The organism is Endozoicomonas sp. Mp262 (assembly GCF_025643335.1).
Classification (GTDB): Bacteria; Pseudomonadota; Gammaproteobacteria; order Pseudomonadales; family Endozoicomonadaceae; genus Endonucleibacter.
The window spans coordinates 622,081-643,465 of the sequence record NZ_CP092489.1 but is presented as its reverse complement, the minus strand read 5'-3'; the positions used below and the strand labels follow the sequence as shown (position 1 = coordinate 643,465).

19 protein-coding genes and 1 pseudogene are annotated in these 21,385 nt (G+C 46.7%); 11 read left to right on the top strand and 9 right to left on the bottom strand.

Annotated elements, in window-relative coordinates; translation table 11 throughout:
• Nucleotides 1-20 precede the first annotated feature (20 nt).
• The 3 genes from MJ595_RS02785 (at nt 21) to MJ595_RS02775 (ending at nt 4,296) form a co-directional block, all read left to right on the top strand.
• Nucleotides 21-1,421, top strand: a complete 1,401-nt coding sequence (locus MJ595_RS02785) for an IS1380 family transposase (protein WP_263078773.1) — start codon at nt 21-23, stop codon at nt 1,419-1,421.
• 131 nt (nt 1,422-1,552) lie between these two features.
• The gene (locus MJ595_RS02780) at nt 1,553-2,917 is read left to right on the top strand and encodes an ATP-binding protein (protein ID WP_263081010.1); all 1,365 of its coding nucleotides are present in this window, start codon (nt 1,553-1,555) and stop codon (nt 2,915-2,917) included.
• Nucleotides 2,914-4,296, top strand: coding sequence for a sigma-54 dependent transcriptional regulator (locus MJ595_RS02775; RefSeq protein WP_263081008.1), 1,383 nt, complete (start codon nt 2,914-2,916; stop codon nt 4,294-4,296). Before MJ595_RS02780 ends, MJ595_RS02775 begins: the two co-directional genes overlap by 4 nt.
• A gap of 58 nt (nt 4,297-4,354) precedes the next feature.
• Here the strand turns inward: MJ595_RS02775 and MJ595_RS02770 are convergent, their stop codons facing one another.
• Together MJ595_RS02770 and MJ595_RS02765 are read right to left on the bottom strand one after the other, a co-directional pair.
• Nucleotides 4,355-4,765 (bottom strand): hypothetical protein, encoded by a 411-nt coding sequence (locus tag MJ595_RS02770; RefSeq protein ID WP_263081007.1) that lies wholly within the window; start codon nt 4,763-4,765, stop codon nt 4,355-4,357.
• A 346-nt stretch (nt 4,766-5,111) separates the two neighbouring features.
• A pseudogene (locus MJ595_RS02765) lies at nt 5,112-5,807 on the bottom strand (SLC13 family permease); the annotation flags it as partial.
• 121 nt (nt 5,808-5,928) lie between these two features.
• Here MJ595_RS02765 and MJ595_RS02760 point away from each other — a divergent pair.
• A complete protein-coding gene (locus MJ595_RS02760) occupies nt 5,929-7,662 on the top strand; it encodes an amidohydrolase (protein ID WP_263081005.1) in 1,734 nt (577 codons plus the stop codon).
• Nucleotides 7,663-7,870: 208 nt separating this feature from the next.
• Here the strand turns inward: MJ595_RS02760 and MJ595_RS02755 are convergent, their stop codons facing one another.
• Nucleotides 7,871-8,530: an N-acetylmuramoyl-L-alanine amidase gene (locus MJ595_RS02755; RefSeq protein WP_263081003.1), complete on the bottom strand. Its 660-nt coding sequence runs from the start codon at nt 8,528-8,530 to the stop codon at nt 7,871-7,873.
• A gap of 438 nt (nt 8,531-8,968) precedes the next feature.
• On the opposite strand from MJ595_RS02755, the gene MJ595_RS02750 reads away from it, so the two are divergent.
• Nucleotides 8,969-9,364, top strand: coding sequence for a phnA protein (locus MJ595_RS02750; protein WP_263081001.1), 396 nt, complete (start codon nt 8,969-8,971; stop codon nt 9,362-9,364).
• 11 nt (nt 9,365-9,375) lie between these two features.
• Here the strand turns inward: MJ595_RS02750 and MJ595_RS02745 are convergent, their stop codons facing one another.
• The 5 genes from MJ595_RS02745 to hutU form a co-directional block, all read right to left on the bottom strand.
• Nucleotides 9,376-9,969: a class I SAM-dependent methyltransferase gene (locus MJ595_RS02745; RefSeq protein WP_263080999.1), complete on the bottom strand. Its 594-nt coding sequence runs from the start codon at nt 9,967-9,969 to the stop codon at nt 9,376-9,378.
• Between the two features lie 80 nt (nt 9,970-10,049).
• Nucleotides 10,050-10,325, bottom strand: a complete 276-nt coding sequence (locus tag MJ595_RS02740; RefSeq protein ID WP_263080997.1) for a hypothetical protein — start codon at nt 10,323-10,325, stop codon at nt 10,050-10,052.
• Between the two features lie 46 nt (nt 10,326-10,371).
• The gene (locus MJ595_RS02735) at nt 10,372-11,367 is read right to left on the bottom strand and encodes a methyltransferase domain-containing protein (protein WP_263080995.1); all 996 of its coding nucleotides are present in this window, start codon (nt 11,365-11,367) and stop codon (nt 10,372-10,374) included.
• 592 nt (nt 11,368-11,959) lie between these two features.
• Nucleotides 11,960-13,516: a histidine ammonia-lyase gene (gene hutH, locus MJ595_RS02730; protein WP_263080993.1), complete on the bottom strand. Its 1,557-nt coding sequence runs from the start codon at nt 13,514-13,516 to the stop codon at nt 11,960-11,962.
• Between the two features lie 291 nt (nt 13,517-13,807).
• Nucleotides 13,808-15,475, bottom strand: coding sequence for a urocanate hydratase (gene hutU, locus MJ595_RS02725; RefSeq protein WP_263080991.1), 1,668 nt, complete (start codon nt 15,473-15,475; stop codon nt 13,808-13,810).
• Between the two features lie 87 nt (nt 15,476-15,562).
• On the opposite strand from hutU, the gene hutC reads away from it, so the two are divergent.
• From hutC to hutG, 3 genes are read left to right on the top strand one after another with little or no spacing between them, the layout of a single operon-like run.
• On the top strand, nt 15,563-16,288 hold the full coding sequence (gene hutC / locus MJ595_RS02720; protein ID WP_263080990.1) for a histidine utilization repressor: 726 nt from the start codon (nt 15,563-15,565) through the stop codon (nt 16,286-16,288).
• A gap of 6 nt (nt 16,289-16,294) precedes the next feature.
• On the top strand, nt 16,295-17,515 hold the full coding sequence (gene hutI, locus MJ595_RS02715; protein WP_263080989.1) for an imidazolonepropionase: 1,221 nt from the start codon (nt 16,295-16,297) through the stop codon (nt 17,513-17,515).
• Complete coding sequence (gene hutG / locus MJ595_RS02710; RefSeq protein WP_263322444.1) at nt 17,515-18,510, top strand: formimidoylglutamase; 996 nt, start codon at nt 17,515-17,517, stop codon at nt 18,508-18,510. Before hutI ends, hutG begins: the two co-directional genes overlap by 1 nt.
• Here the strand turns inward: hutG and MJ595_RS02705 are convergent.
• Complete coding sequence (locus MJ595_RS02705) at nt 18,503-18,844, bottom strand: hypothetical protein (RefSeq protein WP_263080986.1); 342 nt, start codon at nt 18,842-18,844, stop codon at nt 18,503-18,505. The two genes, hutG and MJ595_RS02705, sit on opposite strands and share 8 nt — an antisense overlap.
• Before the next feature lie 131 nt (nt 18,845-18,975).
• Here MJ595_RS02705 and MJ595_RS02700 point away from each other — a divergent pair, with 131 nt between their 5' ends.
• From MJ595_RS02700 to MJ595_RS02690, 3 genes are read left to right on the top strand one after another with little or no spacing between them, the layout of a single operon-like run.
• The gene (locus MJ595_RS02700) at nt 18,976-19,710 is read left to right on the top strand and encodes a 5-oxoprolinase subunit PxpA (RefSeq protein ID WP_263080985.1); all 735 of its coding nucleotides are present in this window, start codon (nt 18,976-18,978) and stop codon (nt 19,708-19,710) included.
• Entirely contained in the window at nt 19,707-20,429 is a 723-nt protein-coding gene (gene pxpB, locus MJ595_RS02695) for a 5-oxoprolinase subunit PxpB (RefSeq protein ID WP_263080984.1), read from the top strand. The genes MJ595_RS02700 and pxpB overlap by 4 nt, the downstream gene beginning before the upstream one ends.
• Nucleotides 20,426-21,364 carry a biotin-dependent carboxyltransferase family protein gene (locus MJ595_RS02690; protein ID WP_263080983.1) on the top strand — a complete coding sequence of 313 codons (939 nt, stop codon included), beginning with the start codon at nt 20,426-20,428 and terminating at the stop codon, nt 21,362-21,364. Before pxpB ends, MJ595_RS02690 begins: the two co-directional genes overlap by 4 nt.
• The last annotated feature ends 21 nt before the right edge of the window (nt 21,365-21,385 follow it).

The window sequence follows — 21,385 nt, the reverse complement described above, 5'->3', positions numbered from 1 at the left end:
AAAGCAAACCGGAACTTGCCATGACTCAATCTACACAAGAACAGCTTCGTTTTCACCCCTCAAATGGCAAAACTGTCCGTGCCGACTTCAATGGCGGGGCGTTATCTTCAGATTTTGGTGCGCTTTTGTTACGGGAAACCCTGCTGCATAGCGGACTTATTTCCAGGCTGAGCCAGAGCATTGATGACAAGCGCCACCCAGCCTACATTGACCACTCCCTGCAAGACCTTCTGGTTCAGCGAATCTTGCAAATGGCTTGTGGTTATGAGGATGCTAACGACAGCAACCGCCTGCGCAAAGACCCAATGCTCAAGCTGGCTGTCGGAAAAAATCCTTTGGATGAGGATAACCATATGGCGTCTTCCCCCACCTACACACGACTGGGGCAGTCCATGCGGCGCAAGGATATTTATCGGATGGCCGAGGCGTTTGTTCACCATTTTATCGCCAGTTACGACGTGCCGCCCATGGCTATTGTGATTGATCTTGATCACACGCCCGCCATTACTCATGGTGGTCAGCAAATGAATCTGTTTAACGCAAAATATCAGGATTATTGTTACCTGCCTTTACTGGTTTTTGAAGGGCTCAGTGGCAAGCTGATCACGGCTATCCTGCGTCCGGGCAAGACCCCGACAGGCAAGGAAAACGCTGCTATTCTCAAGCGCATCATCACGCTCATCCGTAAACGGTGGCCGAAAACCCATTTGCTGGTACGTGGTGACAGTCATTTTGCCCAACCTGAATTAATGCATATTGTTCAGGCTAACAAGCATTCTGATTATGTGCTGGGCAAGGGTGCTGGTCATAAAACAGCCTTACGCCCCAAAGCCAAAGAGCTGCTGGGTGAGGCTCGTCAGGCTCTCAAGACCAAAACGGCGCTGGCAAAGTTGAACGATATGCCAGAGCCTGAGCGACTCAGGCTGTACGGAGAGGCCGACTATCAGGCTAAAAGCTGGAAGGGGCTGGATACCCGGATAATCTATAAGGCCGAGGTTAACCAGAAAGGCGACAATCCCCGCTTTATTGTCACATCGATCAAAGAGGCTTCCTCTGAGGTGATTTATGAAGATTTGTACTGCCCAAGGGGGCAGGATGAGAATTTCATTAAGCACCTGAAAAGCGACCTGTCCGGTGACAGGTTGTCGGATCAACGCTTTCTGGCAAATCACCTGAGGCTATTTTATGCCTGTGCGGCTTACGTCTTGCACTACGAGTTAAGAATCAAGGCTCTGAAAGGAACAGAGCTGGAGAAAGCCCAGCCATCAACGGTGATAACAAAGCTCTGCAAAGTAGCGGTCAAAGTGGTTGAGTACAAAGACCGAATCAAACTACACCTACCCCGCTGCTGCCCGTTCAAGAAGCTTTTACAGCATGTAACGGAGGTCTTTTATCTAATGCCGCTGCCTCGGCCCGGATAGTACTCTTAATAACGCCCAATCTAATCAAATGGTGACCAGACGAGAGTAGTTTGGGGTATTCATTTGTCCTGAAAAAGCCAAATTGACTGATAATTATTCAGATTGGAGCCGAGTCGGAGCCTGAAGAGCTTTTGTCACAGAAAATAAAGCAGCAGCCCCACAGCAAAGTCAAAATTGAGTGGTCTGGGGTGGTGTTTCTGCTGCTTTATGAAATATCCGGGATAGAAACCAACCTGTCAGGTCTTATGGGCCCAACAGTGGCCCATGAGATCGTCAGTACTTTTTTACCCCTGGATCGTACGAAAGGTTATGTCACCCGGGATTTGCACTTTTTGGAAACCCGGCTTGAAGCCTATCAATCCAAGCTGACAGGTCTTGCGGCGGAGTTTGATAGCCTCAGGCGCTATCACCGGGATACATTGAACAGTATTCCCCTTGGGGTTTGTGCTGTGGGTAATGAAGATGTGCTGCTCTGGAATCACGCCATGGCTGAAATGACCGGGGTGAAATCAGCTGATGTTCTGGGCTTACCCCTTACCCGGCTGCCGGAGCCATGGCGCACACTAATGAATGAGTTTCTGGTCAGTGATATCCATTATTTAAAAAAATACTGCCTGGAATATGGGGGGGAAACCCGCTGTTTTAATCTGCATAAAGCCACCATTGAAGCTCCGGTGTCAGGCGCGGCTGGCAGTCAGGTGATGTTATTGGAAGATATGACAGATCACCAGATGCTTGAAGAGCAATTGGCACATAGCGAAAGACTGGCGTCCATTGGCCAGCTTGCGGCAGGTGTCGCCCACGAGATAGGAAATCCTATTACAGGCATTGATTGTCTTGCCCAGGAGTTAAAGGTGCTTTCTTCTGACAGTGATGTGAAGCAGGCCGCCAAACAAATACTTGACCAGACCAAGCGGGTCAGTGATATCGTGCAAATGCTGGTGAGTTACGCTCACCAGGGGCCCAGCCTGCAAGAGTCAGCCCAGCAGAAACAGGTTGAGTTATACACCTGTGTCCATAAAGCGATTGGCCTGCTAAAACTCAACAGGAAAAATGATCGCATTATTTTTCGAAATGAATGTAGCCGAAATCATGTGGTTTTAGGTAATGGTCAAAAGCTGCAACAGGTATTTATTAATCTGTTAAGTAATGCCGCCGATGCTTCTGAGGATTATGGTTTAATTACAATTAAGTCTCTTCAGACACATCATGATGTTACTATCATGGTAGAAGACAGAGGATATGGAATTCCCAAAGAGATACAGGAAAAATTATTTGATCCGTTCTTTACAACTAAGGAAGCAGGTAAAGGCACTGGCTTAGGGCTTGCTGTGGTCTGGAATATTATCGAAGAACACTGTGGCTCAATTCGTGTGGTAAGTCCGACCCATCAGGAAAGCCTCAGTGGTTCCTGCTTTATTATATCCCTGCCGAGGTATGAGCCTGTGAAGGCCGAGCTTAAGCGGGGCTTTGAGTTTAAGGGGGAATCTGTATGAGTCAGGCTCGTATTCTTATTGTTGAAGATGAGGATATTATTCGTGCTTCGCTGCGCCGATTGCTGGAGAGAAGTGATTACAGCGTCAGTGAAGCGGGCTCTGTGCAGGAGGCAGAGCAAAACAATAATTTTGGCGAGTTTTCATTAATCATCAGTGATCTGAGGCTTCCGGGGGAGTCCGGTACAGAATTAATTTCCAGGGCTACAGGTGTGCCGGTTTTAATAATGACCAGCTATGCCAGTTTGAATTCGGCGGTAAGTGCCATGAAGCTGGGAGCGGTGGATTATATTGCCAAGCCCTTTGACCATGAAGAAATGCTTCAGCGTGTTGGGGAAATTGTTGCCTGCAGGGAGAAAGAGCTTGGTGCCGCTTTAGCCTCGTCAGAGGGGGCTGATCAGGAAAAGCCGTGTGATGATGGAGAGGAAGGGTTCTGCGGTATTATTGGCCGACATCCTGCCATGCGACAGTTATTTAATCGCATTGGGAAAGTAGCACCCACAGATGCCACGGTTCTTATACAGGGAGAATCAGGCACTGGCAAGGAGCTGGTAGCCAGGGCTATCCATGAAAACAGCCAGCGCCGTTCAGGGACAATGATTTCAGTAAACTGTGCCGCTATCCCTGAAACATTGATTGAGTCTGAGCTATTTGGTCATGAGAAGGGTTCATTTACAGGTGCTACAGCGGCAAGGACAGGGTTGATTGAAGCGGCTAATGGTGGAACATTATTTCTTGATGAGATCGGGGAGCTTCCCCTGGAAGCCCAGGCACGTTTATTAAGAGTGTTGCAGGAAGGCGAAATCCGTCGTGTGGGATCGATTCAATCCCAGAAAGTGGATGTCAGGCTTATTGCGGCAACCCACAGAAATCTCCATCAATTATCCAGTGAGACTAAATTCAGGGAAGACCTGTACTATCGGTTAAAAGTGGTTGAACTCCGTATTCCACCTTTAAGGGAGCGTGGTTCAGACATTCTATTGCTGGCAGAAAAACTGTTGCAAAGAACCTGTGAGAAAATGGATAAACCATTATATGCGTTTTCTCCTGAAGCAATGGTTGCAATCAGCCAGCACCCGTGGCCGGGGAACGTGCGGGAACTTGAGCATGCCATAGAACGGGCTGTTATTTTGTCTGATGATAATATTGTCACCCCGGAAAACCTGGATATTGAAACCCGGGTTCGTCAGATACTGTTTAAATCCGACGCTAATGAACTTCAGGATGGCTTGACTCTGGAAGATTATTTTCAGCGGTTTGTGCTTGAACATCAGGATCAGATGACTGAAACCGAATTGGCTCAAAAACTTGGCATTAGTCGCAAAACCCTGTGGGAACGCCGACAGCGACTGGGTATTCCCAGAAAAAAGGCAAACTCATAAATGGTGGATGGTTTCCTCTCGTTCCCGGCGTCCTCGCCGGGAATGTATACTGATGCATCTAACCGGCCTTAATTCGACATACTTTTAATTCATTTTCCAGAATGTTTTTTTCGGACCCTATCCTGAGCAGCTTGCTTTGTAATTCACGTTCGCGGGCTAAAAGGGTTTGGTGGTAAAGAGATACTTCCTTGAGAGTCTGGTGAAGTTCTTCGGCCTGTTCTGGAGCCTGTACCTTAAGTTTGTCTGATGCTTCCAGCCTGGCCAGTTCAGCATTAATGCCGGAAATGCGCTGGGGTATGCCATCAGTTTGTTGCCTTAGCCCATTAAGCTCTGTTTTAAGGTTGTTGTAGTGGGATGAAATTTCCTGAAGCTGCTTTTCCAGCTGCCGGATATCATTTTCAGGTGTTAAATACGTTGCAGGGGAGTGAGGCGAAGAGGGTTTTAAGAGTTTATCATGGGAATTATCCATTGACGTGTTTGCACCTTTTTGACCAGTTATATTTTCAGGCTAGTACACCAGTAGGGATTTAGCTATAGAGCAGAACAAGTGTCCGGTAAGATCAAACTCTATATTCCTGGCTCCCAGCGTCCCGAGGGTTTCGCGACACCCTCCGGAGCCTGGGAACGAGTCTGTGCGTTCTTAACAGCCTCTAGCAGCCTGTCGGACTTAGCTCTGACCTACTGCGAAAAAGCCGGATTTGGCCATTTTTTATGCTGATTCTCGTTAAATAGAACCACTATTCGCCTCGAATCAGCACAAAAAATGGCTCAAACCGGTCTTTTTCTCGCTACGATCGGCTAAGTCCGACAGGCTGCTAGGCAGTCAGTACCAACCCTACAAGCCAGTAACCCGTTAATGTCACTAATACGATGCCAGCAAGGTTCAGGGCAAATCCTGCTTTAATCATATCCTTGATATCCAGCTTTCCAGAGCCAAAGACAATGGCATTAGGTGGCGTGGCAACAGGCATCATAAAGGCACAGCTGGCAGCAAGGGCCGCAGGCACTGCCAGAACCAGTGGGTCGACACCCAGGGTAATTGCCAGGGCGCCCATTAATGGCAGGAAACCGGCGGCAGTGGCGGTGTTGCTGGTGAGTTCGGTCAGGAAGATAATGACAGTAACCACGGCAGCTACCACAAGGATTATGGGCAGCCCCTGAATCACACTCATGGCATCGGCCACCCAGCCAGCCAGACCGGTACTTTTTATCAGGGAGGCCAGTGCCAGGCCACCGCCAAAAAGAATGAGTACTCCCCAAGGAATTTCCCGGGCTTTATCCCAGGACATAACATAAACCTTGTCGCTTTGGTTCACAGGAATAATAAATAGACTCACAGTTGCCGTTATGGCGATGACGGTATCAGAAAGCCCGGGAATAGAGTTGGCTAATAATGGGCGGATAATCCAGGCCAGAGCCGTCACCATGAATATAGCGGCAACGGTTTTTTCTCCCCGGGTCATTGGCCCCAGTTCTTTCAATTGTTTTTGAAAAATTTGAAGCGCTTCAGGATTTGCTTTAGTTGATCTGGATCAAGAATGTGTGATTCTATGGGTTTTGATGGTTGGGTTTGAGAGGCGAAATATTCTCCAAGGGAAGTCCACTTTCCATAACAATAAATGCTATTTGGGGATGATATCCATGGTTTTTTTCTTCCATCGCCTGATAAAGTTTACAGTTCTTGCTGCGTTGTTGATTTTTCTGGTATCCATTTCTGTTTGGTATTACCTGAATCCAATACCTCCCGACAGGCTGGTTTTTATTAATGGGCCGATCCTGACCATGGATAAGAAAAATCGTATTGCTGAAGCGGTTCTTGTGGAAAAAGACAGAATCGTGGCGGTGGGGGACAAAGAGGATATTCTTGTGCAGGCGGGGCCTGATGCAAAGGTTGTTGATCTGGATGGAAAGCCATTGTTGCCCGGTTTTATAGAAGCTCATGGGCACTTTCCGGGCAGCGGGTTGGATGCTATTGCCGCTGACCTCAACAGTCCTCCCATAGGTCGCGTTGTCTCCATTATTGATGTTAAGGAAAAACTAAAGCTTCAGGCCAGGACAGTTTCCAGCGGCGAGTGGATTATTGGTTTTGGTTATGATGATACCTTACTGCTTGAGCGGCGATTTTTGACCAGGAAAGAGCTGGATGCTATTTCAAAAAAACATCCGATTATGGTGATGCATATATCCGGTCATATGAGTATGGTGAATAGCAAGGCCCTAAAAAGACTGGGTATCTCCAAAGATACACCTAACCCCAAGGGAGGCGAGGTTGTTCGCGATATTAATGGACAAGCTACCGGTGTGTTAAAAGAAACTGCTCATAATAAAGCCAGAAATAAGGCCCTGAAATTATCCGCTTCCCGATTGCTGAAGCTTTTGCAGAATTCCGTTGAAGATTATACCGTGGAGGGCGTCACCACCGTTCAAAGCGGTTTGACGACACCTGATTTGTATAAACCAATAACCTTACTGGCTGGAATCGGACTGATTCCCCAACGGCTGGTTATCTGGCCAAACCTTGATTTAGCCAAGGGTTTGAGCAATGGCAAATTGGAGCCAGTCAATAATGATAAAGTATCCACAGGGGCACTGAAGATAACAACCGATGGCTCCATACCCGGTTACACTGGGTTTTTGTCACTGCCTTATTTCCGGCAGGCTCAAGGCGTGAATACTAATTATCGGGGTTACTCCTCGATATCATCACAAGAACTGAACACGCTGGTCAATCAGTGGCATTCCAAGGGATGGCAACTGGCATTACATGCCAATGGAGATGCGGCAATTGATATGGTGATTGATGCTATAGGAAGAGCCCAGGATACCTCTCCCAGGAAAGACTCCCGCCATATTATGGTCCATTCTCAAATGGCCAGGCCGAATCAGCTGGAAGCAATGGCTGAATTGCAAATTACGCCAACATTTTTCCCATCGCATGTTTATTACTGGGGGGATCGCTATCAGAATCTGTTTTTGGGTGGCTCAAGAGCTTCATTGATTAGCCCCCTAAACACAGCGGATAAAATGGGAGTGCGTTATAGCATCCATAGTGATACCCCAGTAACCCCTATTGAGCCCTTTAAAATGGCACATCATGCCGTTACCAGGACAACCCGAAAGGGTTCTGTACTGGGTAAAGAAGAAAGAATCAGTGTTATTCGTGCCTTACGAGCCATGACCATTGATGCTGCATGGCAGATGTTTTTGGAAGACGACAGAGGGTCTATAGAGCCGGGGAAATGGGCTGATTTGATCGTGATTTCTGAAAATCCACTAGAATTACGCAGAGAGCTATCTGATATCACTGTTGAGCAAACATGGATTGGAGGCGTTTTGCGCTATGATCGAAATGAGTTAACAGAATGAAATCAAGTTATTCTGTGTGAAGCAGTTGCAGCATTGCCTGAGAGTTCTAGGGGCTGCTGATGTTTCTCTCGTTCCCGGCGTCCCGAGGGTGTCGCAAAAGTATGCTTTGTGTCTCCGTGGTTAATAAAAATAACTTTTGCGACAGCCTCTCCCCGCTGGGAACGAGGCGACTCGTGCAGCTAAGCGTTAAAGAGCAGATCACCTCCGTTTATTGTGCAGAGTTTTTTGCTTCATTAATTAACTTGATAGATGTTTCTGTAATATGACTAACTGCCTGCCAGTACTTTGATCTCTCCTTATTCCCTCTTGGTTCCTGTTCCTGGAAGTTCATCAAAGAGCGTTGCAACTCGTTTGGGCAGACTGATGTTCTCAATGGGGCAAGCTGCTCAGGAAAGCAGTCCTGGTAAAATCGAGGCCAGTCAAAGCACAAGCCCGGGTCTGCCTTGCCACGAAATCCAGCTATATGTTCGTGGCCGACAATTCGTCCAGGATCATTTAAAGCCGGGTAGTGCCGCTGTAGCTTGTTAACTATCCAGGTTAAGGTACTGTATTGCTCATCTGTGAATGGGAATATATTGCCGTTGTAGTTAACCAGCTCAATACCAATGGAAAAATCATTAAATTGTTCTTTGAGTTTTTCTCCCTGTAGCCATTGACTAGGACCTGAGTGTCTGCCCCTTAAGGTTTTACCCTCAAGACAGTCCACCAGTTCATAGATGCTGCCATCCCTATCAATCACAAGGTGTGCAGAAATAACGCCCCCAGGCTTCATAAATATGGCAAGGGTATCCTGCAGATCCACAGCAGTATAATGGAGCACCAGGTATTCCACAGGGATTTCCCAGTCATCCCGATTAGGCGAAGACATCCTGTTAATTTTCATATGGCGTCAGTATTTGTAAGTGTTAGGGGCTGTTGAGGTTTTATCATGAGCTCAGTGGTTCGTAAAGCGGCCTTACGCAATACCCAATGGGGCACAACGGGCGAACTGGTGCAGCGCGTAGTTATTCTACGTCAAGCCAGTTCAACACAGCCGGAAGGCCGCTTTACGAATCACCCGAAGGGCCAAAGCCAGCGCTTCCGTGCCGTCGTTACAGCAGCTTGAAAGACATCAGTACGAGTGACCTTTAGGTTATTCCTGCGCTGCTGCGCCTAGCCACGAAACCGCTGGCTTTGGCTGAGCACATGATAAAACCTCAACAGCCCCTAAGGTCATGATTACCTGCCAGAGTCTGAGTTACAACAGGAAATGTGGAGTGAAATGCTGTAAAAGGTGCGGGTAATTAAATGGTTTGGAGTGTGAATCATGGCTAAAGGGCTAAAAAAACACCAGGAACGTCAGGGGATATTGAGTTTGCTTGGGAAGGATTTGGCTCGTCGCAGCAAGTCTTGTTGTGAAATCTGCGAGGCATCCGGTGTTCCTCTGAAAATATACGAAGTAGCGCCAGTGCCGGAGGAGCCTGACTTTGATCATTGTTTGATGGCCTGTGAAGAGTGCTGGGAACAACTGGCCAGCCCAAAGAGAGTAAAGCCCGATCACTGGCGTTGTCTGAATAAAACGATTTGGAGCACATTGCCGGGAGCCCAGGTGGTTGCCATCCGTCAATTACGGTCATTGTCCAGTGAATACCCCTGGGCAGCAGAACTTCTGGAACAAGCCTATCTTGAGCCAGAAGTACTGGAATGGGCAGATAGTTGCTGAAAAGTGGACGTTTAATTTTTTTCCCATACCAAAGTGCGGTTATTAGCGGGCATGGCAATGTCTTCCAATAACTGCATGCCTGACTGGTGAGCCAGTGTTTCTATGGCTTCATAATCACGAATACCCATTTCTGGTGCTAACGCCTTGAGATGTTGGTCAAATAGCTTATTGCTTTCGCTGGTATAGGTATCATGGTAATTAAAAGGGCCGTATAGGCAAAAGACCCCTCCTGGGGACAGTTTTTTTCCAATCCCCCTGAACATGGATTTTACGGTAGGCCAAGGCATAATGTGGGCTGTATTTGCTGAGTAGATTGCATCAACGTGGATATCAGGCCAGTCATTTTCTGCCACATCCAGTTTAATGGGAAGGTTCAGATTGGCTAACTTTGCTTCATTGATCCAGAGTTTAATGCCGGTGAGGTTGGCATCAAGATCGGAGGGTTGCCAGGTCAGGTGGTTCAAGTGACTGGCAAAATAGACAGCATGCTGGCCTGTTCCTGAGCCAATTTCGAGCACAGTCGTAGCTGTTCGGAAGTGTTTTTTTAATAGGGATAAGATGGCAACTTTGTTGTTTTCACAGGCTTGGGAGAAGGGTTTATTCATTTAACTACACTATTAAAATCGTATATCAATTGTAATTGTTTTAATAGTTTATACGAATTTTTCGAACAGGTACTTATCTTTTAATAATTTGGATGGCTTTTAGAACGGATACCTTTGGTTGCCAGCATGCAGTCACAGTAAGGGTCAATGTTTAGTCGGCTGCCATCCGGAAAGAAATAGTCTGATCCAAGCAGCAGGTCTTGGGCAGAGAGATCCTGGAGAATAGTGTCAAATAGTTGTTGGCTTTTATTAATGTTACGGCTTTCAAATGTTTTTAGAAAGGCTTCTGCTAAAGAGAAGCCATTATCCACAAGAATCTTTATTTCTGCTTTGTGTTGTTTGATTTTCGGGTTCATTGTTTTTTTACTTTAATCCTTTAATTATCAGTATAGAGTAAAATAATTATTTCTTATGGGGCTTCTCAGCAATAATGGCAATGTTTTCCCGGCCTGTTCTTAAACTTCTTTCTTCAGGAACGGCTGTTTTTTGGGTTGTGCCGGGATGTTCTATATGTTTGATTTGAAATCCGGTTTCCTTCAGGTAATCAAGAAAATCATCTTCAGATATGGCTATAACCGATTTTGGGAGAGTATAGGCTTGAAGTGGTAACCCTTCTTTTGCCATGAATTCAAGCATTCCATTATTGTTTGATAGTATCTTTTTAGGATGTTTTACTATATTAGTTTGAACTAAATGGTGCTGGTCAGATAAGGATGCAATATAAACCCGTCCGCCGGGTTTGACTATCCTGTATGCTTCCCTTATGGCCATGTTGGCTTGTTTTGGTGTTAAAATAGCGATTACTCGATGGAGAATAATGCTGTCAAATGTATTGCTGGTTATATTTTTGAACTGATCAGGAAAAACATAATTACTAAGATAAAGGCGGTTTAAATATTTTGGATGGGTATTATAGGCTTGGTCATAAATAGCCAGCAACTGACTCGCTTCAATTTCATTACAGAATATCTGATTATTATTCTTTAGCAGACTGAGGCTAATCTCACCCCAGCCAGCACCAACATCAAGAACCTGTTGTTGCGAAAGCCCCAGCAGTTCCCGGTAAAAAGGTTTTTTCCTGACTTCATCCAATAGGGCTATATCAAATCCACGGTGATTAAGTGATAGCCGCACATGACTAAGTCGGGTTTTACTTAAGGGGATAGGGATGCTGCTTCCTTTTACATTTATGAGATAGTCCTGGGCTATCCCTCCGGTTAATTGTGATAAATCTTTTGAGATATCAGTGGTGATTTTAGTAACAGTCACTTTGTGCCGGGATATGAAGGGATACACACTTAGATTGTCAGCTCTGATGGCTGTATTATTATATGCTATTTTTTTTAATTGATCGAAATCCTGATTAACTGTGTTTCTAAGGCTTGTAATGGTTGGCATCTTATGGGTGCTTTTTTGATGGGTACACCCGCTAACAATAAAAATAAAAAGGGCCAGTTTTGGCAGAAATAATGATTTTTTATTTTTTAAAAATAAGCCTGGGTAGCTGATTGACATGGTGTATCCCTTTATTGGAAAGGACTAAATTTATTAGAGTGATAGATTATAGCTTGTTGAAGTTTTGAATGTTCTCCGTCGCCACTCTTTACAATCTCGGCAACTGCTCCTTGCTTTGCTCTAGATTTTACGGCTTGGAGAGGTATGCATTCCCAGGCTGGAGAGGATGTCACAAAAGACACTTTATTCACCACAGCACCCTAAAGGGCATAATAAAGGCACAGAGGGCACGGAGAGTTATTTTTTAAGAGCAATGAAAGCTCTGTGTTCTCTGTGTCTCTGTGGTGAATAAAGAGTAAAAACCCTACTTTTTATCTACAGAATTGGGTTTCTCGACAGTCTCTGGAGTCTGGGAACGAGTCTATATTCACGCTTCCCTGCACTAGCAGCCTGTCGGACTTAGCTCTAACCGGTCTTTTTCTCGCTACGATCGGCTAAGTCCGACAGGCTGCTAGAGCTAAGAACCCTCGTTCAATCAGGAGGGCAGTGTCAGCAGTTCACTCAATGTTTTAGATTCAATAATTTTTTGTGCAGACTCTATATCAGGGGAAAAGTATCTGTCTTTATCATAAAAGGGCACTTTCTTTCTCAGTATCGACTTGGCTTTCTCCAGTAACTTTGATGTTTTCAATGGTGCCCGGAAATCCAGTCCCTGGCAGGCAGACAGGTATTCTACTGCCAGGATTCCCGAGGTATTTTGAGCCATATCATTCAGGCGTCGGGCAGCAAAGGTCGCCATAGAAACATGGTCTTCCTGGTTGGCCGATGTTGGCAGGCTATCCACACTGGCAGGGTGGGCAAGGGACTTGTTTTCACTGGCCAGGGCGGCAGAAGTCACCTGGGCAATCATAAAGCCGGAATTAACACCACCATTATCAACCAGGAATGGGGGTAATCCACTGAGCTGGCTGTCAATCAATAGTGCCATTCTTCTTTCAGACAGGGCGCCCATTTCAGCAATGGCCAGTGCCAGGTTATCGGCAGCCATGGCCACCGGTTCAGCATGGAAGTTGCCGCCGGAAAGAATAGTTTCATCATCGGCAAATACCAGCGGGTTATCTGAAACGGCATTGGCTTCCGTTAACAGGATTTCCGAGGCATAACGAATCTGCTGCAGACAGGCTCCCATCACTTGGGGTTGGCATCTCAGAGAGTAAGGGTCCTGAACTTTTTCACAGTTTTTATGGGATGCACCAATTTCACTGCTATCCAATAGTTGTCGATAAGCTGTGGCAATATCCGATTGTGACTTGTGGCCTCGTACGGTGTGAATTCTTGGATCAAATGGTTTTCGGCTGCCTTTTGCCGCGTCTACAGACAGGGCGCCGATGACAACACCCGCATCCAGTAGTGCCTCAGCCTCAAACAGTCCACGCAGGGCAAAGGCAGTAGAAGCCTGAGTCCCATTAAGCAAGGCCAGGCCCTCTTTAGGCCCTAACGTCAGTGGTTCAATATTAGCGATTGCCAGTGCTTCGCTGGCTGGTATTTTTTTGCCTTTATAAGTGGCTTCCCCTTCTCCCAGCAATATTGCGCTCATATGAGCCAGCGGGGCAAGATCACCCGATGCTCCCACTGATCCTTTCTCGGGAATACAGGGGTATATCTCATGGTTTAATAGTATTATGAGTGATTCAATGACCTGGCGCCTGACGCCAGAGAAACCCCGGGCAAGACTGTTAATTTTCAGAACCATCAATAATCGGACGACGGCTTCGTCCATAAATTGCCCGATACCAGCGGCATGAGATAGCACCAGACTCTTTTGTAAGGTGTTCAGGTCCTCCTTTTTAATACGGGTATTAGCCAGTAAACCAAAGCCAGTATTAATGCCATAAACAACACGTCCTTGGTCCAGTATCTGCTGAACGCATTCAGCAGACTGGTCAACTGCTTTCCAGGCATCAGAATCTATTTTAATGTTAACTGGCTGGGAATAGATTGTTCGTAAAAGAGGCAGGGTCAGTTGCCCTGGTATCAAGTTTAGTGTTTCGGACAGTGACGACTGCTTTGCTGTTAAGTCCTGTTTAAACAAAGATCTTCCCCCTTGATTTAGTTTTTAGTCCATTGATGATTTTTTTTAGATAGTTCCCATCTGAACCAGCGGGAACCCGTTTTATAAATTGGCTAGCTTGTCCCCTCGTTCCCAGCATCCTGAGGGTGTCGCGAAAGTCTTAACGCAATATCCTGTTTTTTGGAACCACGAATGTCCTTTGTGGTTCCAAAAAGCCTTTTGCGACAGTCTCTCCTCGCTGGAAATGCATTCGGATGTCTCTAGCTGTTCAGGCTCAGAGAGGTATGCTATTTGATGCTGAGTGGCACTAGCTTATTCAACCATTGGCAGATCAAGCTTTTGTTCCCTGGCACAGTTGATGGCAATATCATAGCCAGCATCAGCGTGGCGCATCACACCGGTGGCGGGGTCATTCCATAACACGCGGCCAACCCGCCTGGCGGCATCAGGGGTGCCATCACAAACAACCACCATTCCTGAGTGCTGGCTAAAGCCCATACCAACACCTCCACCGTGGTGCAGGCTTACCCAGGTGGCACCACTGGCGGTATTCAGTAGAGCGTTAAGCAGTGGCCAGTCAGAAACGGCATCAGAACCATCTTTCATGGCTTCTGTTTCCCGGTTAGGGCTGGCAACGGAACCCGAATCCAGATGATCCCTGCCAATAACAATGGGGGCTTTCAATTCACCCTTAGCCACCATTTCATTGAATGCCTGCCCCAATCGTGCCCGGTCTTTCAGGCCAACCCAGCATATTCTGGATGGCAATCCCTGAAAATGGATACGTTCTTTTGCCATCTTTAGCCAGTTATGCAAATGAGGATTGTCCGGGATCAACTCCATCACTTTCTGGTCTGTTTTATAGATATCTTCAGGATCACCAGAGAGAGCTGCCCAGCGGAATGGTCCAACCCCCTCACAAAACAGTGGTCGTATGTACGCTGGAACAAAGCCTGGGAAGTCAAAGGCATCTTTTATGCCCTCTTCTAAAGCCATTTGCCGGATATTATTGCCGTAGTCTAAGGTTGCAGAGCCCCGTTTCTGCAACTCAAGCATGGCTGCAACTTGCTGTGCCATAGAGGCCTTGGCTGATTTAACCACACCCTCTGGATCAGCCTTGCGCATCTGTTCTGCTTTTTCCAGTGTCCAGCCTGCGGGCAGGTAACCGTTAAGAGGGTCATGGGCACTGGTTTGATCCGTCACTATATCGGGGGTGATATTGCGTTCAACCAGTTCGGCAAATACTTCTGCTGCGTTGCCAAGCAGCCCTATAGATATGGCTTTACCGGTATCACGAGCATCAACCAGCATGTTCAGGGCGGAGTCCAGGTCTTTAACCTTGTAATCGAGATAACCGGTTTCCAGTCGTTTATCGATACGGGTTTCATCACACTCAATGGCAAGCATGGATGCTCCTGCCATGGTAGCGGCTAAGGGTTGGGCTCCACCCATGCCTCCCAGGCCACCGGTTAAAATCCAGCGGCCATTGAGATCACCGTTAAAATGCTTTTTACCCACTGCCACAAAGGTTTCATAGGTGCCCTGGACAATGCCCTGGGAGCCAATATAGATCCAGGAACCGGCAGTCATCTGGCCATACATCATCAGACCCTGACGATCCAGTTCGTTAAAGTGCTCCCAGGAGGCCCAGTGGGGAACAATGTTGGAATTGGCAATCAGTACACGGGGTGCATCTTTATGGGTTTTAAACACACCGACGGGTTTCCCTGACTGAACCAGTAGTGTTTCGTCGTTTTCCAGCCGGTTCAGGGTTTCAACGATGCGGTCATAACAGGCCCAGTTTCTGGCGGCACGTCCAATGCCTCCATAGACAACCAGCTCAGAAGGCTTTTCGGCAACCTCTGGATCAAGGTTATTCATCAACATCCGTAGGGGCGCTTCAGTTAACCAGCTTTTTGCAGTGAGCCGGGTTCCTGTTGGTGCCTTGATGAGTCGTGATGTATCCAGTCTGTCTGTCATGTTATGCCTTGTTATGTTTGTAATCTTGTATATACAAGTCTACACAAGTAGCATAATAAAAAGCTATTCTTTTTGAGGAGCAATTTCTTGAATAATTTGGCCATGCAGCCCCGTTATCAGGCCATCAAACAACATATCATCGATATGATTGAGTCTGGTCAGTGGCCTGCTGCCTATCGAGTCCCTTCCGAAAATGAGCTGAGTCTAAGCTTTGATGTTAGCCGCATGACCGCGAGGCGAGCTGTAAAAGAATTAACCGACGAAGGCTTTTTAGTGCGAAGCCAGGGGATTGGAACTTTTGTTGCAGAACAGCGGCCACAGGGTTCGATGATGGAGATACGCAATATCGCCGATGAAATTGCCAGTCGAAACCAGCGTTATTCCTGCAAGGTTCTTCTTCTGGAGGAGCAGCCAGCCACTAGTGAAGTGGCTTTGGCATTAGGTGTGCAGGAAAACTCCTCACTCTTTTGTTCAACTATTGTTCACTGTGGTAATGAAATACCGCTGCAATGGGAGAGTCGTTATGTTATTCCAGGCCTGGCTCCAGATTATCTTAGCCAAGATTTTTCATGTTTAACCCCTAATGCTTACCTATCCCGGATAGCTCCGATTACCCGAGGTGATCATATTGTCCAGGCTATGCTTCCAAACGACGATGTATGTATAGAATTAGGTTTGACCGATAAAGAAGCCTGTCTTCAGGTTAAGCGAAGAACCTGGTGCCGAAAGGGCGTCATCAGTTACGCATTGCTTATTCATCCGGGCAGCCGTTACCAGCTGGGGGCTGAGCTTGAATTCAATCAGCAGGTTTAAAACATAATGAATAAAGATACCGGTGTACTGATTCGTAATATAAAAATCGCAACTATCGATCCTGATGTTTCATCCCCTTATGGTGCGATCAGTCAGGCGGCCGTTGTTATTGAAAATGATGAAATTAGCTGGGTAGGTTCTGAAAAGGCATTACCTGATGAATACAGGAGTCTTAATGTTTTTGATGGTCAAAATAAGTGGCTGACACCCGGTTTGATAGATAGCCATACCCACCTGGTTTTTGCCGGAAATCGGGCTCGGGAGTTTGAACAGCGTTTGCAGGGTGTTTCTTATGAGGAAATTGCCCGGCAGGGGGGCGGCATTCAGGCCACGGTTAAAGCAACCCGGCAGGCATCAGAACAAGAGCTTTTTGAACTTGCAAGCCATCGTATACAAGCCTTTCTGAAAGAAGGGGTGACCACGATGGAGATAAAGTCTGGCTATGGCCTGAACCTGGAAGCCGAGTGTCGTCAGCTACGGGTAGCCAGACAGTTAGCCAGACATTTCCCGGTTACTGTTAAAACCACGTTTCTGGGCGCCCATGCACTACCTGAAGAATATAAAGGGAAGGCTGACGCCTATATCCATTGCATCTGCCATGAAATGATTCCTGCGGTTGCATCTGAACAGCTGGCTGATGCGGTTGATGGCTTTTGTGAGTCAGTGGCTTTTAGTTGTGAACAGATTCAACGGGTTTTTGAAGCGGCAAAGCGACACCAGCTACCTGTTAAATTACATGCTGAGCAGCTTAGCAACCTTCAGGGTAGTGTGTTGGCAGCACGTTATCAGGCGCTTTCTGCTGATCATCTTGAGCACCTGGATCAGGAAGGGATAGAGGCAATGGCTTCTTCCGGAACGGTTGCAACATTATTGCCCGGGGCTTTTTATAATCTCAGGGAAACCTGTTTCCCACCTGTAGCGGCTTTGCAGAGGGCGGGAGTGCCCATTGCCATTGCCAGTGATTTTAACCCGGGTTCTTCACCGCTGGCCTCATTAAGGTTAGCCATGCATATGGCCTGTACCCTGTTTCGCCTGACCCCAGAAGATGCTTTGGCCGGAGTAACAAGAAATGCAGCCAGGGCGTTGGGTATAAATGATCGGGGAATGGTTAAGGCTGGGTATAAAGCGGATTTGGTCCTTTGGCCAATAGAGCATCCTGCCGAACTGGCCTGTCACTTTGGTATACCTGCACCGGAACAAATAATGAGAAATGGAGAGTGGTTGTGATGCACCAACAACCCGATAAAGAGCTATGGCAGGGGCGAGTAGATACTGAAGATGGTGATGCAGGCAAACGCTGGCATCAGCATATTCAGATGCTTGATATAAACGACGAAGCATTTCCTTCAGCTGGAGCCGCTATCATTGGTTTTTGTTCCGATGAGGGCGTCAAAAGAAACAAGGGAAGGGTGGGAGCTAAAGAGGGACCTGACCATATTCGTAAAGCCATGGCGGGGCAGGCATGGCACAAAAAAGGGCTGCCTTTGTATGATGGGGGCAACATTGTTTGTGTGAATCAGGAACTGGAAGCGTCTCAGGACGGATTAACCGATACCCTGATAAAGTACCTGAATGCAGAACTTTTTCCTGTTGTTCTTGGTGGAGGCCATGAAGTAGCCTATGCGTCTGGGCGTGCTGTTTACCAGCACCAGCAAAGTATCAGCGCCCAGTCAGTCACAGGCATTATCAATTTTGATGCGCACTTTGATCTCCGCCTGCCCACGCCAAAAGCCAGTTCTGGTACGCCCTTTTACCAGTTAAGCCAGTTTTGTCAGGCAAATAACCAGTCATTTAATTACCTTTGCCTGGGTATTTCAGAAACGGCAAACACTGAGGCACTGTTTAACCGAGCTGATGAAAATCGGGTTAATTGGGTCATGGACAGTGATATGCATTGGGCAAATTTGTCTTCGAACCTGAAGGTGATTGATGAATTTATGGCCACCTGTGACCAGCTCTATTTAACCATCGATCTGGATGTGTTACCGGCAGCCACCATGCCAGCCGTCAGTGCCCCTGCCTCTAGAGGGGTATCACTGGACTATCTTGAACGGCTGCTGGATCGAATAATTGAGAACCACCATTGTGGTATTGCCCGGATAAAGCTGGTGGATCTGGCTGAGTGCAATCCCCGGTTTGATAGTGATAACCGGGGAGCAAGAGTTGCCGCAAGACTGGTAAATAAGCTGTTAGCTATTCCATTTAAAGGGGATGCTAAATAACTTCTATTTCCCCGTGGTCATCGCAGTGATCACCATGCACATGGTGTAAGCGACCATCTACCAGATAGTCAAAATGATCGCCATGGGGAACCATTTCATGACCACAGCCTGGTCCGTGTTTGTGGCCTGAGCTGACACAGCCGTATATTGGATTACATTTATCGGGATTCTTATCAGTAACCTCGATAATATGTTCATCATAATGATCTTTATGAAGGTGGTGGAGGTGGCCATCATGAATATAATCAATATGATCATTATGCTTTATCGCGGTATGACCGCACCCCTTGCCATGAGTATGATCAGGATGGCAGTGTACTTCGTGGTCAATCATATTGTTTTTCCTTTTATTGGAGTATGACTAGCCTTATATCAACGAAGTATATTACTCCATTTCTGTTTGTTTAAAAGACTAATGCCTTCATATAATCCTAAATATAAAAATACCCGGCAGGATCAAACATTATGAAAATCAACTGCGATATGGGGGAGAGTTTTGGTATCTGGAAAATGGGGCGTGACGAGGAGATTATGCCCTATCTGGATATGGCAAATATTGCCTGTGGCATGCATGCTTCAGATCCGTCAGTGATGACAAAGACCGTTAAAATGGCAAAGCAGTATCAGGTGAGTATTGGAGCCCATCCCGGATATGCGGACCTTCAGGGTTTTGGCCGTCGCTGTATTCAGATGATGCCGGAGGATCTTGCAGCCCTGTTTATTTATCAAGTGGGAGCTTTGCAGGCTATCTGCCAGAGTGAAAATACTTCCCTGAGTTATGTAAAACCTCATGGAGCCTTGTATAACGCCATGATGGAAGACGACAAGGTATTTACCTGCCTGTTGAATGGATTAAAAAACTACAACAAATCACTGCCGTTGGTGATTATGGCTATTCCTGATTACTCCAGATACCAGGATCTGGCAGAAGCTTATGGTATTAAACTGTGGTTTGAGGCTTTTGTTGATCGTGCTTATGGTTGTGATGGCCGCCTGGTTCCTCGTTCAGAACCTGGTTCTTTACACACCACCATAGGGGCTATTGAGAAGCAGGCGCTCCAACTGCTTGAGCAGGGTTCTGTAACCACTCTTACCGGGAACAGGATTCCGGTTTATGCTGACACCCTGTGTATTCACGGCGATGGGTCTCTGGCTTTATCTGTGGCAAAGCTACTGTATGACCGGGTGGCTCACCTATGAAAATATGTCGGGTCAACGAAAACAGCCTTATTATTTATTTTGCCGATACCGTGAGTGAGGAAACTGCCGATAGAATTCGCAGGTTATTGCCCCTAATTAAGCATAAACTGGGTCAATATCTGATTGATGTTATCCCATCTTACACATCACTGTTTATCAGCTTTGATTTACTGGCAATGGAATTCAGTCTGTTTGAACAGGAGCTATGGGCACTTCTGGAAAATATCAAAGAGATCCAGACAGATCAAACCGAGGCACCATTAATTGAATTGGCTGTTTATTATGGGCCTGAAGTTGCATTAGATGCGGGTGAAATTAGCGACCATACCGGTTTGAGTTTTGAAGAGGTGGTCAGTATACACGCTTCAACTCTTTACCGGGTTTATGCTATCGGCTTTGCTCCGGGCTTTGCCTACCTTGGTAATACGGACCAGCGTATAGCCATTCCCAGAAAGCAAACCCCTCGACTTAAAATTCCGGCATGCAGTGTAGCTGTAGCTGAACAACAGACAGCTATTTATCCTAATGAATCGCCAGGAGGGTGGCAGATTATTGGTCGCGCTCCTGTAAACCCCATTGATTATCAGCGTGAGAATCTGACGTTGTTTGAAGTGGGGGCAAAAGTGAAATTTAACCGAATCAGTAAGGCTACTTTTCTTGATATGGGTGGAGTCATTTCACCAGAAGAGGAACGGCTATTTTTATTGGAGGCTGAATGACACTACGAATTATTGAACCCGGCCCGCTCAGCCTGATTCAGGACCTGGGGCGTTATGGTTATCAGCATATTGGTGTCAGCCCTGGCGGCCCAATGGATGAACAGGCTTTTTTGTGGGCAAACAAGCTGCTGGCGAACCAGAGTAATGATGCACAGATTGAAATAAATCTGGGGATGTTTCGCTGTGAGTTTCTAGCTCAAACAACTATTGCTATTACCGGTGCTGATATGGCAGCGGAGCTGAATGGTGTTGTAATAAAGCCCTGGCAGAGCTATTCGGTAAAACCCGGAGATACCTTGTCTTTTAAAGGTTCCCAAAACGGTTTGAGAGTCTATCTTGCTGTTCGGGGTGGTTTTGAGGTTCCAGAAATTTTGGGAAGTTGCTCTACTGTAGCACGTGATCAACTGGGAGGTTTACACGAAGATGGCAGTAAACTGCGTGCAGGAGACTGCCTGAATTATACAGCAAGTGATCCAATGCTTACCCGACAGGTGCCAGAGGTATTTATTCCCGATTACAGCCAGGATATTACCCTGGAAGTTATTCCTGGTTACCAGTATGAGTGGTTTGATAAGCATGAACGTTATCGTTTTTTTAACGCTGCTTACACCTTAAGCCAGCAAATAGACCGTATGGGCTATCGGCTTTCCGGTGAAGCTATTGGTTGCCGGGAGCAGGGGCTGATTTCAGAGGGTATTGCTCTTGGGGCGATACAAATTCCAGCTGACGGTCAACCTATCATCCTGATGCGGGATCGCCAGACCATAGGAGGCTACCCAAAAATCGGCTGTGTTAAAATAAAAGACCTTAGCCCATTGGCGCAGTGTATTCCTGGCGCCACTATCCGCTTTGTTGAAAAGGATTTATATAAAGCTGAGGCTGAGTATAGGCAAATAAAACTTTTCTTCAGTAGAACAGCTTCTTCCTATAAGTAGGGTGAGTCTTGGTCTAAAGTA